3 protein-coding genes are annotated in these 15,357 nt (G+C 62.8%); all 3 read right to left on the reverse strand.

All coding sequences use genetic code 11. From position 1 onward, the window contains the following. Position 1 precedes the first annotated feature (1 nt). The gene (locus CRI94_RS15595) at positions 2-1,828 is read right to left on the reverse strand and encodes an AsmA family protein (protein WP_143815446.1); all 1,827 of its coding nucleotides are present in this window, start codon (positions 1,826-1,828) and stop codon (positions 2-4) included. Between the two features lie 69 nt (positions 1,829-1,897). Then, positions 1,898-3,946 carry a fibronectin type III domain-containing protein gene (locus CRI94_RS15600; RefSeq protein ID WP_143815447.1) on the reverse strand — a complete coding sequence of 683 codons (2,049 nt, stop codon included), beginning with the start codon at positions 3,944-3,946 and terminating at the stop codon, positions 1,898-1,900. Between the two features lie 142 nt (positions 3,947-4,088). Then, positions 4,089-15,347: a hypothetical protein gene (locus CRI94_RS15605; protein WP_143815448.1), complete on the reverse strand. Its 11,259-nt coding sequence runs from the start codon at positions 15,345-15,347 to the stop codon at positions 4,089-4,091. Between the last annotated feature and the right edge of the window lie 10 nt (positions 15,348-15,357).

Here is a 15,357-nt window from a genome sequence, read left to right on the forward strand (position 1 = left end):
TTTAGAACCGGTACTCGTACCGGATCGTCGACTGTACCTCGTTAAAGGAGCCACCCTGAGGCTGACTGCTTCGCAGGGCTCGAAGCCGAAACGACACGTCGCCCATCACCGGGATGCGGTACCGTACCGTCGAGGTTGCGGTAAACTGCCGCGACGTGTTGGTCGTCGTGGGCACCATCGAGGCCGGATCGATGCGCACGCGATTGCTCGACCATCCTCCGCTCGCATTCACGCGCAGGGCCCGGTCGAGAAGGCTGCGACTCACGTTCGCATTAACCGAGACGGTCACCAGATCCGTGGCGGCACGCTGGCTCATCAGTGCATTCCCGGACAGGCCCACGCTCGTCCCGCTCGGAAAGGCGACGGTATGACTGAGCGTGCCGGAGTAGTTGGTGAAGCTCGCGCCACTCGCATTCGGATCGGACTGCCGGTCGCGGAGCGTTTGCAGGCTTGCCGTTAGGGCCGAGCTGTGCGTTAGCGACCCGCGCCGAAACGTCAGGGACGGCGCGACCGAAACCGTCTGCGATACCTGCCGGAAGGTCGCGACGTCCTGAACACCGGGCATCGCCGTGTTGGCGTTCACGAGTCGGCTGTAGGAGGTGGAGACGAAGAACGTACGGGAGAGGCGAACCTGCGCGTTCATGCGGGCCTGGCGTCTCCGTAGCGTTGACTGCAGATCGCCGTTCAGGTTATTCCGGCGCTGACCGAGTTGGGCGTCGAGACGAAGTTTTCCGTCGAAGAAATCGACGCGTGGGCGAATCTGGATCACTTCCTGATCGCTGCGCAGGTACGCCAGCCCGAGCGAGCGAAAGCCCGGCTGGATCCGCTCGTAACTCATCTGCAGCTGTCCCCGCTTCAGGACGTCGACCCGAGCGCTCAACCGGCCGGCGTAATCCATCTGGCTCCCCGCTCGCGCATTCATGATACCCAGGTCATACAGCAAACCGGGTGAGGTATCCGAGCGCGGGGCCTGCGTATCGTTGACGAGCCCCGATGCCGTCAGCTGCCCTTCCAGCCGAATCCGTCCATCAAGCACCCGGAGGCCCGCGACCGTGGTCACGTTCGTGTTTGAGACGGGAGAGAGCGCGCCCGGGTCGCGCAGCGACGACGCGTCGTCAAACCCGTACAGCCCGATGAGATCGACGTAGGACCCACCAAGGTCTCCGTACCCGAGTCTTGCGGCGTGCAGCCAGCGCTGGAAGGCGCCTGCATTCGCGCCAATCCGAGGCGAGGGACCGGCCGTCGTCGTGGCCGAGGACGTGGACCCGAGGCTCGCCGGCTCGACCGCTCGCTGCGACACCCCACCCGTGTACGTGATCCGCCACTTGCCGGGCGTTAGCTCTAAAAATCCCCCTTTCAACGAGGTCCCGTTCAGGCTGTACTGCGACAGACGAGGCGACACCGTTCCCGCGTCCGCTTCGATCCATTTGTACTTGACGCGCAGATCGATCTGGTTGATCGACTGCCGCCTCGCATTCTGATTAAACTGGTACTGCTCGGTCGAAAGCACCATGTTCAGGTCGTAGCTGAGCCCATACCCCGATGCCTGCGCCCGCGCAAATAAGCGTCCGGAAGCCGTCGGGCGACGTGATACCCCGCTCGTTCCGTACAGCTCTCCCAGCATCCCGACGGATCCTCCGATACTGAAATCGTTGCTGATCCCGACTCGGCTGAAGGCCTCGTCGACGTACTGTCCACGAGCGGCACGCGGACGAAACAGCCCAAACACGGTGACGACCACGAGGAGAACCCACAGTAGCACGTCCCGCGCGACCGGCCGCTGGCCGTGCACTGTGGTTCGTGGTCTATGTCGAGCTTCGTCCGTCATCGGATGGACTGCCTGGTTGAGTTGAAACGGTTCTGGGGACATCCTTCGAGATGGCGACGTCGCCGGCTCCTACGGTGTCGCAATGGCTTCCGTCGGCTCGCTGGTCAAACCATGATTGCCGGCTTCGTCGTAGGCGGTCACCTGGTAGAAGACGCCCGCCGCGCCCTCAGCATCAAGGAAACGCGTCGTGCCGGCAGGAAGGAGAGAATCGCTCGCCGGCTGCGGAACGCCCGTCGAGATTTGCATCCGCCATACGCGATAGCCGGCGAGGTCGGCGTCGGGTACGGGCTCCCATGTCACGTCCACACCGGTGCTGCCGGCCGTTACCGCGCGCACACCCCGCACCTGACGCGGCGCATCCGCATCCCCGACGGAAATCGTCGCGGCAGGGGCACGCTCCCCCGCATTCCCCGCCCGATCCACGGCCTCGACGGTGTAGGCGTACTGGACGCCTTTATCAAAATCACGGTCGACAAATCGAAGTCCGCTGGCCGGCAAGCGGGCGATCTCCTCCATTTCCCCACCGGCGTCCGAGCGATAGAGAACGTAGTTGCCGATGTCGAGCGCGGGCGAGGAGGGCCACGTCAGAACAATCCGGTGCCCTTCGACGGCCTGCGCGTTAATGCGTGGCGGCGCGGCGGGCGGCTCATCATCCGGCACCTCCACGAGGACGCTTCGTCGCTCGCTGCTATTGCGCGTTCCATCCACCGCGGCAACGCTGTATCGATAGGTCGCCCCTTCCTGGAACTGCCCGTCGGGCCCCTCGTCGTCGTAGCTCGTCGCCGTCACATTTCCGCGGTTGACCTCCACGCCAAGCTGAAGCAGACCTCGACGCACGCGGCGTCGCAGGATCGAATACGTTTCCAGGTCTGGGGCCTGTGGATCGTCCGTCCATGAGAGGCGGACGATGTCGGCGTCCGGGTCGTAGGTAGCGACCAGGTCAGAGATTGGCTCCGGAGGCTCGTGGTCTTCGATCTGTCCCGTTGCAGCGGCACTCGGCGGGCCTTCGTTGCCGTCTTCATCGATGCTCACGACGTGATAGAACCAGGTCTGCGCTCCGAAAGCGGTGAGCGTCGTGTCGCGAAACGTGTCGGCGTATGAGGGAAGTGGCTTTTCGTGCAGCGGACGCCACACGGCAAGCGAGTCGACTCGCTCCGAACGGTACAGGCGGTATCCCACGATGTCCGGTTCGTCGAGCGGCTCCCACGTAATGCGAATCTCTCGGTCGTCGGCCTCCGCCTGAACTCCCTGCACCTGATTCGGCGGAATGTTGTCCACTGGCGTAAAGCGCATGTTCGTTCTCGTCCGCTGGTTGGCAATATCGACCGCCTCGACAGCGAGCGTGATCGTGGTGTCGAACGGCACCTCGAAGTTGTAGGCGTATTCAGAGATGTCGCCCCGGCGGAAGACCGGGTACTTGTTGAGCCGCTCGGCCGCCGATCCATCTCCATTCGGGTAGGCGTACACCTCGAAGAAGCCGACGCCGTCGTAATTCGTCGGATCGGGCTTCGGATAGTCCCAAGACAGCGTTGCGACGTGAGCCTCGTTCGATGCCTCCAGATTCATCGCCGGGGCCGGATCGGCCGGTGCGAGCGCAACAGAGCCCTGAAGGGTCGCACCCGTCGGCGTCCCCAGCGCGTCCACGAACTCGAAGCGGTACACCGCCTCATCGGCTGCCATCGGGGGTTCGGTGTCGACGTACAGTCGGGCGAGCGATCGAGCCATTCCGGGATAAAGGAAGGTCGCAATGCCGCTGCGAACGCGGTTGCTGCGAATATCGAAGAGCACATCGTGCGCGTCGAACTCGTCCGCTGACGGGGACACCCGGTCCGACGCCGGTGTCCCGGATGTCCGCCCCTCGTTCAGTGAGCTGGCGAGGCGCGTAAAGGACACGGCATCCATGTTCTGCGTCAACTCGGCGCCGCTTGTCGCCCCAAAGATCGGTTCCTCGTTCAGCTTGACGAAGCCGTCGCCGACGTCACGATAGATGTTGAACCCGTACCCAAGCGGCAACATCTCCGTGTGGTACACCCAGACGGACCCGTCCGTACGCGCCTGTCCCTGGACAATGGCCTCCGCCGCCTGCGTTGGCTGCTGCGCCCGGGCGGGCGATGCCATACTGCAAACGATGAAAGTGAAAACCCACGTCGTGACCGCGACACGAAGCCACGTGCGATTCTGTTGGAACGGGTGATGCATAGACATCGAGAGAATGAGGCGTTGGCGCAAGTACATCGAGAACATCTATCGGGCGGTGACCTCAGCGCATGCTCAGCTGTGATCCCCGGGGCAGCGACTCCCAGCGGAGGCATTGATCCTTCTCTGCGTCGATCGCTGCGGTGATCGCCTCGTCCGATGCTCCCGCCATCGAGACACGGACCTGCTCGCGCAGCCGTTGCATGCAGGCCGGGTCCAGCGATGACCGAACCAGTCGCTCGGTCCGCAGTCCCTGCCCGTTGATCACCTGCACCTCGATCGACCACGGCGGCGCACCGAGGCTGCCGCGCGGAATGATCATCGGGATGGCGTCGAGCGAAGCCAGGAAACCGTTCGCGTCGTTTCCGGCGCCCTGCGGGATCGGAAGGGACGTCCAATCCGAGGCATTCATTCCATCCACCACGCGATATCGGACGGTGTCGATGCCGGACTCCCGGTCGTAGACATTGGCTATCTCAGCGCGAACGGACACCGAGTCGACGCCCTCAACAGAAACGAGCGGCCTTTCTGGCACGCTCTCGTCGCGGGCGGGGGGCACGGAGCCGGCGCTGACGTACTGCGACACCTGACCGCGCCCGTTGATGGCCCGGACCGTGACGTACACGCGTCCGCTGTAGTCGAGCGTGTCGATCGCCGGGCTCAGGTCGTAGCCTGCTGCACGGGACCCGGTGGACGGGAGGTCGGGATCGGTAAGGTCGGGCGCATCCCCGGATGGCCAGTCACGGAGATCGGTTTTGCCGGCCCCGCTCCCCAACGCCACCTGATAGCCCACGACACCCGTTTCCGGGTCGGCCGACGGACGGGTGAGCCATAGCGTGGGTGCCATGGATGACGTCACGGCTGCCGGAGTCTGCGGGCGGGTTGGGTCGGACGCCTCGAAGGGTCCGTACGTCTCCGACACGCGGCGACCCAGACGATCTTCGACGACGAAGTGGATGTAGTACGGCTCCCAGGTGCCGACATTGGAATGCACGCGGTAGTAATCCGCGCGACCCGTGCCGTCCCGGAGATTCACTTTCACATCCCGCTTCGACCCTGTGTAGGCCCAAGGGTTGAAGGAGGACTCGTAGTCCCAGTTGATACCGGCCTTGCTCGTCGGCTTCGGAACCGAAATTTGGTTGGTGATAAGCGACGCGTCGGAGAGAACGATGTCCACATCCTTTTCCGTGGCGTACACAATCTGATATCCGTCCCCAATGCCTACACTGTTCTCTTTTTCCTGCGCGACGAGACGTCGGTAAGCGGTGAGCGGTCGGGCCGATTGTTTCTGCTCCGCTGTGCGCGCTTCGGGGCGAGCAGCCACGGCCTGGTTGCGGATCGCGATTGCCCCCGCACGCTGATCGGACACCGGACGTGGCAGATGCTTGAACTCGGTGCTCAGCGTCGGCGGCCCTTCGTCCACGCGGAACGTGCCGGGGAGCGTATATTCCTTCGAGAGATTGTTGAAGGCGTCGCGCGCCCGGACGGTGACCCGGAAGACAGAGCCGGGACCCATGCCGTCAAGCAGCAGCGGCTTCTCCTCTGTGAACGTGACCGTGTGCACGATGGACGACCGACCCGTCCGCTCGTACGATGCGATGGCCCCGCTGATTGGCTGCCAGTCCGACGACACATTGCCGGAAGACGCTTCGTCTTCCTCGATCCGGTACTCAAAGACGAGGGAATCGGCCTTATTGCCTATGGTCGTGTGCGCCTGGAACGTAGCGGGCACGCGGACGGCGCCGCTGGAGTCGACCGTGACCCAGTTGATCTGGCTCGGCGCGGTGCCTTCGACAAAGTCGGCGTGTAGCTCCGTGCTTTCGGAGAGGTTGAGGTCGTCCGACACGTGAAGCTCTCCGGAGAGACTCTCCTCCCTCCGCCGCTTGCGCTCCTGCTGACGCATGCGGAACTCCATCGTCGGTGGTCCCATCCCGATCGTGGGCGTGTACCCGGCTTCCTTGATCGATAGGTACCCATCGTTGTACTCGCTATCTGGAACCGCGTACGCCGCCGTCAGCACCCCGTTGAATTCCTTCGTGGCCACCGTGCCCAGCGGACTCTCGACGCGAATCTCGAAACGGCTCTCAACCAGGTCGCGGTCGAGCGTCACGTGAATGGGGCCGCCATCGGTGAGGTGTCGTGCCGGAATCCGCGTCCACGAGTCGGTCTTGGACGGGCGAACGCTCACGGCAAACGGACTTGAGCCCGCTTTCGCAGAACTGCTTCTAGAGGTCGGGCTCAGCCGGAACGGAACCACGGCACCTGCAGGCGTGACCCATGTTGCTGCATCGGCACCCCGCATCTTGGCCTTCGCATGAAAGGTGAAATAGCGCGACCCAACGAGGTCGTCGGTCTCAGACTCTCCTCGAGTCCGCCGAAACCTTGCGTTGTAACCGTTGATATCTTGCTCCTCAAGCGGAACGACGAAGGCGCGAGGATTGAACCGGAACTGTGCTCCGCCGCGGCTTCGCACACCCAGCGTGACGTCCATGACGGCGCCCGTCTCATTCGAATTCCGACGCATGACCGGGATCTCGAAGGACGTGCGTTGACCGACCGAGCCCACGAGCGTCGTCGCTTCGGTACCCGACCCGGATGCCGCCTGCTGCGTCGTCTCGATCTTAAGCCATGAATCGAACAGTGTGTTGAATTCGACCGACGCCTCCGTCGCCCAGGTTAATTCGACGCGCGTCACCGGACGCTGCTTGATCGACTGAACCCCGCTGTAGTCCATCCCCAACCAGTTGGTGCCACCGGTTCTCGTGCCGGAATAGTTGAATGCTTTGTACGATTCCGCAAACGCCTCGTAGTTGAAGGCACTGAGGGGCGTCGTGGTCACGTCCAGTTCCTTAATTTCAGGAGCCCGGAGCGTCTCCAGAAGGTTTTTCCGCGTCTCAAACGCACGCTCTGCCGTGAACGCACCTTTCGTTCCAACGATCGGCAAATCCACGCTGTCGGGCTGCGCCTCTGCCCACTCGCCGTACGCCTCAAACATGCCCGCAAGCCGCTCCGTGATCCGGCTCTTCCGGGTGTACACCTGGTCGACCTTGCGTGAGTAGTCCGACCACAGCGGATTGATTTCCTCGCGGATCGTCTGGGTGTACGGCTGCGTCACGCGCTCATCAAAAACCGTGTCCGTCAGGTCCGTCCGGATCGCTTCAAGGGCCGCCGACGGCATGTCGACCCAGAGCCCCCGGGCGTTTTTCTCTGCAAGCGTGCGAATCTGTTGCTGGAAGATATACTGGCTCAGGTACGGTGTGCCCATCACCTCTTTCCATTGGCTCGTCGTTAGATTGCTGGACGCCGTGGGGCAATTCAGATTGAGCGTTTTCTGCAGACTGTTCCACTCCGACGTCGCGAACGCGGTATACCGCTCTTTTCCACTGAGCGAGCAGTCGTCTTGACCGACCGTGACGGAGCCGCCGTCGTACGTCCCATCATTCAGATCGTTGATAAAGGCGGCACGGTTAGCAGACAGCAGCGCGACCTTTCGACTGAAATCGAACATTTGCTCACCGTCGTAGGTCGATCGCCAGTTCGGGGCATGCGCGAGTGTGGACGCCTCCTCGTCGAGCCACTGCAGCCCGGCCTCCGCCCAGGCCCACGTCCCGAGGATCGCCGTCCGGCGAGCAATCATCAGATCGCCATTTCGCTCGACCGCCGTCGCAAAGTCATCGCCAAAGGCGTCGAGGCTGTTGTCCGTGCCGTAGAGCAGTGCATCCAGGTCCCGCAGAATCCCGATGATGTCCACCGAGATCCGGACAAAGCGCATCGAGTTGAGCGCCGCAGCCTCCTGGAACGATAGGAACTGCTCCTGTTGCTTCTGAACGGCCGTTGAGTCGATGCTGAATCCTTCTTGGGCACACCGTTCGACGATGTTCGCCGCGGTGCTTCCCGATCCGGATGCCGAGCACGACACCGGATTCGTGGATTGCTCCAGCGAGTCTGCCAGAAACTCAGCCTCATACAACTCGAAGTTGATATCGTCATATAGATCTTCGAGAGCAGATGCTCGCGTCTCGATCCGGTCGATCGCTGTCTGAAGGGCATTCGCACGCCCCGTCTCCCCGTCGCCGGTAATCGGGGTTCCTTCAATGATCTCGTTCGCAACGGTTTGACGCTTCTGCTCTGCCGTGCTCCAATGCACGTCAAACTGCCGTTCGTTGGCCCGCATGTCGGCTGCTGCATCGCGACGCACACCCATCTCCTGCTCGACGAGGATTCTTCCTGCCTCCTGCGCTTCGTCTGGATCAATAGTAAAGCTACTCAGACTCCGGCTCGCCTTGCGAACGGCCTCCATCGTGGCCTGCGTCTCCTCAGCGGCCTCTCGCAGATCGCTCTGTGATTCCGCGACCAGGTCCCTGAACCGATCGTTGCGCCCCGTTCCCCCATCGAACGCGAGTCCCGAGCCGGTCGCCTTGGCGGAGAACCAGAACGGGCCGTGCACATCGATAAAGTTGAACACGGCGAACGTCCCGCTGCCGCTCCCAAAGAGCATGTATCCATTGTCGTTCACGAGCCCCAGTTCCACGGCCAGGCGCGCATGACCCAGCACGACGATGCGCACCTCGGCTTCCGCCTCCGCAAACGCGCCGATTTCCTGCCGCACGGCGTTGTACCAGAATTCGATGCCGGCGTGGGCATACAGATTGACGATCGCGATGTCTTTGTCGATCGTGTAGTCAAGCCCGAACAGGAACCCGGCGTCATTGATGATGAGACCGGCTTCCGCTTTGATGAACGCCGGGGACGACGGACTCGGGTTGTCGGGGAAGAGCTTGTACCCGAGATACCCAGCGATCCCCCATCGGAAATCGTAGTTGATCGCGTCGGGACGATTCTCCTCCGCCCCTTTCCACAACGTCCCGCTTTCGTCGTCGAGAGCCACCTCCTGGAAGAACACGTCGATCTTCCCCTGCCCCGTTGCGATGATGCCCACGCCCGGCGCGCGCTCGGCGTAGTACAACGCCACGCCGCCCTGCAACCCGCGGATGTGGTCCTGCCAGAGCACCGTCAGGTAGCCGCCGAACTTGACGCGCCCGACGCCCGCCCCCGGCGCCTTCTCCATGTTGGTGAAGTCTCGCCCGACGGCATCCCCGATCTCCTCGGCGCTACCCGCCTCGTTGTCGATCAGATTGGCGTCGGGACTCGTGATCACGCCGGCAAGGTCCAGCGTGAAGAACTGGTCGGTCACGGTTACCAGCGTGAACGCCTCCGCCGCGTACGTCCCGCCGCTCCCACCAATGCCAGCCTGCGCGTACAGCATCACAGCGAGCTTTAGATTGTCGCTCCTCGGCAGGCCGTTCGGATTTTGACTTTTGAACTGCCCCCCCGTCATCTGCCGCAGGTTGGTGTACACCTGGCTGACATCGTCCTCGTCGGGGTTCCAGAAAAATCCGCCCCCGGCTCCTTTCAGGTCCACGACCCCCGGCACGATTGGCACCGTGAGCCCCGAGTATCCGAGAAAGAAGCCCATCGACAACTCATCATCGATGTTCGAAAACTTCCCGATGGCGGTGAAGGCGTACGTTTTCTTGAACCCACTGGCCGATGTTGGGTCTTTCCCCACGCCGAGTTGCCCGAGCCCGGAGAGCTCAATGCCGACGTTGCTGTCCTGCGTTTGAACCTCGATGCTTCCGCGAATGGACGCTTCGACCTGCCCGCTCCCTCCCATCGCTAGCTCGGCACGATCGAGCTTGAAGTACGTGTCTCCGTTCGTCTGTTCGTAAAACACGATCTGCCGGACGCTTCCGGAAAACAGGGAGCCCTTGAACAGGGTGGAGTCCCGCGTCGTCGGCGCCCCCGGATTATTCGCCTGGTCGTATCTCGAGCTCGTCGGGACAAATGTGTTTGGGTCTTTATTCGAGAACACAGCCAGACGGAGTGCCCGTCCACCCGTCGAGCCGGGATTGTTGCCAACGTCCGTGCAGGCCGAAAACTGGAAGTAGTTCTCGACATTCGTGATGGTCGTATCCTTAAGACTAATCACGCCGCTCTCGTCGCGCTTCTCGAGGGGCCGCTTGAACGATAGCGGACTTTGCCCCGGCTGCCGTGATCCCCAGTCGATGCACCCCACCTCCATCGCCATGTAGTTGTCCACGGCCAGCATGAACGGTCCCTGCGGACGACCGATGCTGAACGTGTCCCGCCCGGCCGTGAAGCCTTTGATGCCAAACTGCCCCTGCACTTTGCTCAAATCCAGGGAGGCATTCCCGTCCATCGTGACGTACGAATCCTGCGGATTTACGTGCAGCTTGGTGAGGGTCGCGGAGAAGAGTCCACCGTTCAAGCTCAACAGCCCGCTGCCGGACTCTGCCGTGAGATTCCACCCCATGCTGAACTTACCCACGCCTTCCTCCTCAACGGTGAAGAAGCTGCCGCCATCATCGGAGGTGTTTCCGGCCGCGTTCCCCGTTGAGTCCGGATCCATCGTGTACTCGTCGTATTGCCCGCGGCTGAAGCGGAACCAGATCCCGCCGCCGTCTGCCAGCTTCCGCGGGTCGCCGAACATCATCGTCGTGTACCAGCGACCGTCGGGGGCCGTCCGATCGGGCTCGTCCACGATGCGCGCGCTCCGGCGAGGCGATCCTCCCGTCCCTGAACTTCCGGCATTCTGCGTGGCCGTCGATCCGGTCCCGGACGACTTCTTGTTCCGGTAAACGTGAACCGCGAGCGCGGTGCTCACCCTGTAGTCGACGTTCTCGAAGTCGAGCTCGAGCCCGAGTCCCGTAACCTCGAGGACAGCCTTGTCGAACAGACTGACCTCCAGCGGGGAGTTGTTGATCGTCGGGTCGTAGGTCTGCTGGAAAAAGGCTTCGCGCGTCTCCTGGTCCGCATCGCGGTTGAACGCCTGCAGCTGCTCCATCCCTGAGGACGTCGTGCCGCCATCGAACACGCCGTAAAGGTCGACCTCGAAGCTGTTGTCCGTGAAGCTCGTCTGCACGATGCCCGTCATCTGCACGTGCGACGAGTCGGACCCCGCGGTGCCTGAGCTGGCCGCGGTGCGCCGCCCGATGGACTTTTTCTTACTGAGCGTTGGAATGTCTGCGACCACGCCGAGGCGAATGAAGGGTACCTGGTCGTCTTCCGTCTCACCGTCTTTGGACCCGATGCCGAGGTAGTCGATGCACACCTTGTCGCCCACCAGAGCGACCGGCCGGTAGCCGGCCAGCAGGTTGACCTCGCCCTCCCCGAAGCTCAGCCCACCGTCGGTATCCAAACGCATGTCTTCGAACAGCATCGCCTGCGTCTGGTCAGGATTGGCGGTAACTTGAGCGTTTGAACAGCTGTGCTCGGCATCGGCATACGCGTTTTGCAGGCTACGATCGCGCACGGCCTGTGCCGGCTGAAAGGCGTCGCGTCCCGACTGGTCTTCCGGGAGATACGTCCACTCACCGGTGCCCGTCGGCTCCACCTTTGCGGTGTTCAGCATCATGTCGCCATCGAAGCGAACGGCCAGAGCCCCGCTCTTGCGCACCGAAATCCGCAGCGTCTCGCTATCGGGGCGGAGCACCAATAGGTTGCGCCGAATCTCGATCTGCTGCTGGGTCACCTGCTCCGGCTCTGCATACAGACTGTCGGACCCGAGGTGCAGGTTGTTGACCGCCACGTCGAGGCCAACGGAAATGCCGGGCACGGCCAGCGTGCCCTCCATTTCGAGGGCAAACGTGGAACCCGTCGTGACCGTCAGGCCACCGGCCACGTATTCGAACGTCCCCTTCTTTCCGATCGGGAGCGTACCGCCCGCCGCTTCGGCCTCGGGCGTCACCTCCCAGCTATTCCCCTGCCAGGACGCGCGGTAGTGGACGGTAGCAGCACACGCCTGCATGGTCGCGGACGCGGCATATCCACTGCCTCCCGTCTGCGATCGGTCCAGCGGACCGGGCGCCTGCTCGTAGGATTCGCCGTACGCACAGCCAGCGTCTGGATTCAACTCGACGCCTCCGAAGACGGGGCTCGCAATGTCTCCGTGGATGGTGAACTGCTGATTGGCGTAATTCATCGTCGCCCCGCGCGCCAGCACCGTCACGGCCTCCGCGATGTCGTTCTCCGAATCATCGAAACGCACGGTATCGATCGGCGCCTCGGCGTTGTAGGCCGGGTCGTGGTGACCCGTCGGCTGCACGCCCATGAGCACGTCCCCGCCAGCAAACCCGCTTGATGCTACCGTCGCCCGAAAGGGAATGGAGAGGTCCGCCAGCGCCCCGTCCATACCCATATTGCCACGGACGATGAGGCCGTCCGCCTGGCTGTACGTCATCTCGTGAATGCGGAGCGGCGTACCGTCCACCGCGGCCGTATCCGCAAGACCCGTAGCGTTGATGTCTCGGAGCTTGAGCGCGTTGGTGACCCGCACGTCGTACTCCAGCGTGCCTTCCGCATCACCCAGCCCCGCAAAAACCACGGGCGCCGGCTCTCCCGGACGCGTCCGAACGCGCCATCCGCCAGAATCCGTTGATTCGACATCTACCAGGAGCGACCCATCCGCCTTGCGAATGCGCAGGTATCCGATGTCCTCCTTTCCGAGTGCCAGGCGATCGGGCAATGTCTTCTGCTGCGTGGCCGGCACATCTTCAAGGAAGAAGCCGTCCGCGTTGACCCACGCCTGGCGATTGCCATTCTGCGAGAGCGTCGCCTCTCCCGACTCCACCTGTATCACCGTGTCGAAGCTGAACTGGAGCTGGTCGTACGTCGCCTCGAGTCCTGACTCCGCATACGTCTGGCCGCTCACGTCGTGTGTGTACGCCCCGCGAGCCGATCCGTCGATCATCATGCCACTCGACGAGAGCACCTGTCCGGCCGGGAGCGACATCCGCACCTCATCTGCTGCACCGGTCGGCAGGTCGAGGCCTCCCGGAAGGTGCCAATCAACAGTCGGCAACGCCGCCCCAAGTACAATCGATTCCTCGAATCGCACCTCACCGGATGTAATCGCCGGGTTCTCGAACGGAACGGTGAGCGCATCGAATACAACCCGCGCCGAGTCCCCGCTCGTTGCGACTCGACCGTCCCCGCTGAAGGTGAGATCCCCTGCCGCAACCCCAGCACGATCGGCGCGGAACGAGAAGACCGGCGCGCTGCTCGGGTAGTCCCACCTCACATTCTGTAGCTCCAGACTCTCGTTCAGAACCGTCCCGTCCGCGAGGTTCATGGCGACGGTTCCCGATCCCGTTCCGCTGCGCAGGGATGGCCCCGGCTGAATCGTAGCCGTGACGCTCCCCGACAGGTGAATGGCCTGTGTGTCGTTTTCGTAGAGAAACTCGAGGGTCGCGTCGGGTTCGTAGGCCAGCGACAGTCGGTCACGGGCCACCGTTCCGCAGAGCGTGTACGGACCGGAGCCTGAGAAGCCGGCGTCGCCAACGAGAGACAACTCGATCGTCGACGTACAGTCGCCTCCGGCAGTCTTGTCCAGGGAAACGCCGTTGCTTTCCGCCAGCGCAGCCTGAAACTGAATGTCTGCACCACTATCTGCACCTGTCACCGGAGTGATCTCTCCGGCGATCGTCGAGATGCGGATCGACGCCTCTCCGACCGGCACCTCGGCTCCCCCCGACAAGGTTCGCTCGATCAGCTCGCCGCGGAGGCCGCCGTCCTCGATCCGAGCGTCCTGAACGGTGAGGGATTCCTGTGCCAGTCGCGACGACGTGCCGGCAAACCCCTGAAGACGGGCATCGAAATCGAAGGCTGGATCGATCCCCGTCGGGGTGCCGGGGCTCCATCTGAACCAGTCGAAGGTCGTCTCCGAAAGTCGCATCGCGATGACGCGCATGGCCAGCGGCCCGTAGTCGAAGGTAGACGGAGATGATCCGGTCGACTCGCTCTGCTCAAATGTCTGTGTGGGTAGGAAGAAGCCGGCCGCATCAAGCTGGACGTGGTCAAGCGGAACGGAAAACGGAACGGCGCTGCTACCGATATTTGCTCGAAGCTCGGCACGAAGCATCTGCGAGCCGTCCGTGCGGTACACCGCGTCGAGTGCCTTGACGCCATCGAGTTCGAGTTCTACGCCATCGAAGCGCAACGGCACCGTGTTGGCATCCGGAAGCGACGTCACACCGCTCGTCCTGAGCCCACCGGGCGTCGAATGAAGCTGGACCGTGGCGCCGGCTGCCAGCTGGCCGTTTTGCTGGATACGATAGACGGCGTTCAAATCCACATCGAACGACGGGACCGCGCCAAGAAGCGGCAGATCGAGAAACGCAGAAAGCGTCTTCGGCCGGAGGGTGACACGGTCGGAATCGCCTGCGACCCGGATGTCCGCGCCCCCTCGGCGATCCACGGTCCCGGCGGCTCGACCGTTCTCCCCGACACGATACCGTAGCGCGTCCTTTTGAGGCAACAATCCTTCCAGGACCTTGAAGTGCCCGCTCAGGTGCAGTCCACCCACCTGCGGATCATAATCGACGCCGGTCAAAAGAAACGGTAGATTCCACGCCGGATTGTCGAAGTCATAAATCGGGTTCTCCGGTCCCTGAATTGCCTCCACTTTGCCGTCCAGGGCCTGAAGCGTGACCGGGTCGATCGTGAGATACGACGCGAACCGCGCATCGGTGCTCGTCCCCACCGAGGGAATGTGGAGCGTCGGCCCCGATCCCTGCGCACCGGACAATGACACACTCCCGTCCGCGTTGACCTGCGCGTCCACCAGAAGGGGTGCATCCGGCTGTCCTCCCTGACGAATCCGAAGATAGGCGAGCCGCGAATCCGGAAGGGGGAGATTGGCGGGCAGCTTCGCGAGGAGGCTGTCGCGCGACGGAAGGTCGTCCTGGGTTTTCGGAATGTGCAACCCGTCCCGGTCGACGTAGGCAATGGTCCGCACACCGCGCCGAAATTCAGCGCGTCCCGTGATGATGCGAAAGGGCGATGTCCCGATAACGAAGTCCGTGCTGAACTTGACGGTTAACGGCCACGGCCGGAGCTGTGGGTGATGAATGAACCCGGTCCCCGTTCCGGTGATACTCAACCCGTTTGCTCGGACCTCGACCTCGCCGGGCTCGAATAGCAACCCGGGATTTTTGTCGAGAAGCGCTCCACTTGGTACGCTCTCAAGCGCCGAAATCGCGCCGGTGGAAACGTCGAGAATCTTGGCCTGAAACGCGAAGTAATCCGCGGGCCCCTCCGTCGATTCTTCCCGCTTTGGCGACGCCGTAGCGTGTATGCCCTGTCCCTGCGTCGAGTCCTCCGCTGCAGCCGTTTCAACAAACGAGCTTGCCTCCGCTGCCCGGCGTATGCTATCTGCGTTCGCGTGCGGCGTACTCCACATGACGAGTGCAAGCACGTACACCAGCTTCGACAGCAGCGAACAAGACGTTGGTAACTTCACCATTCGGTGGAGA

Origin of the sequence: Longibacter salinarum, from assembly GCF_002554795.1 — a bacterium.
GTDB classification, from domain to species: domain Bacteria; phylum Bacteroidota; class Rhodothermia; order Rhodothermales; family Salinibacteraceae; genus Longibacter; species Longibacter salinarum.

Coding starts and splice junctions, on each gene's coding strand:
- CRI94_RS15595 (WP_143815446.1), bottom strand. CDS start 1,828: ATGACGGACGAAGCTCGACATAGACCACGAACCACAGTGCACGGCCAG.
- CRI94_RS15600 (WP_143815447.1), bottom strand. CDS start 3,946: ATGGCATCGCCCGCCCGGGCGCAGCAGCCAACGCAGGCGGCGGAGGCC.
- CRI94_RS15605 (WP_143815448.1), bottom strand. CDS start 15,347: ATGGTGAAGTTACCAACGTCTTGTTCGCTGCTGTCGAAGCTGGTGTAC.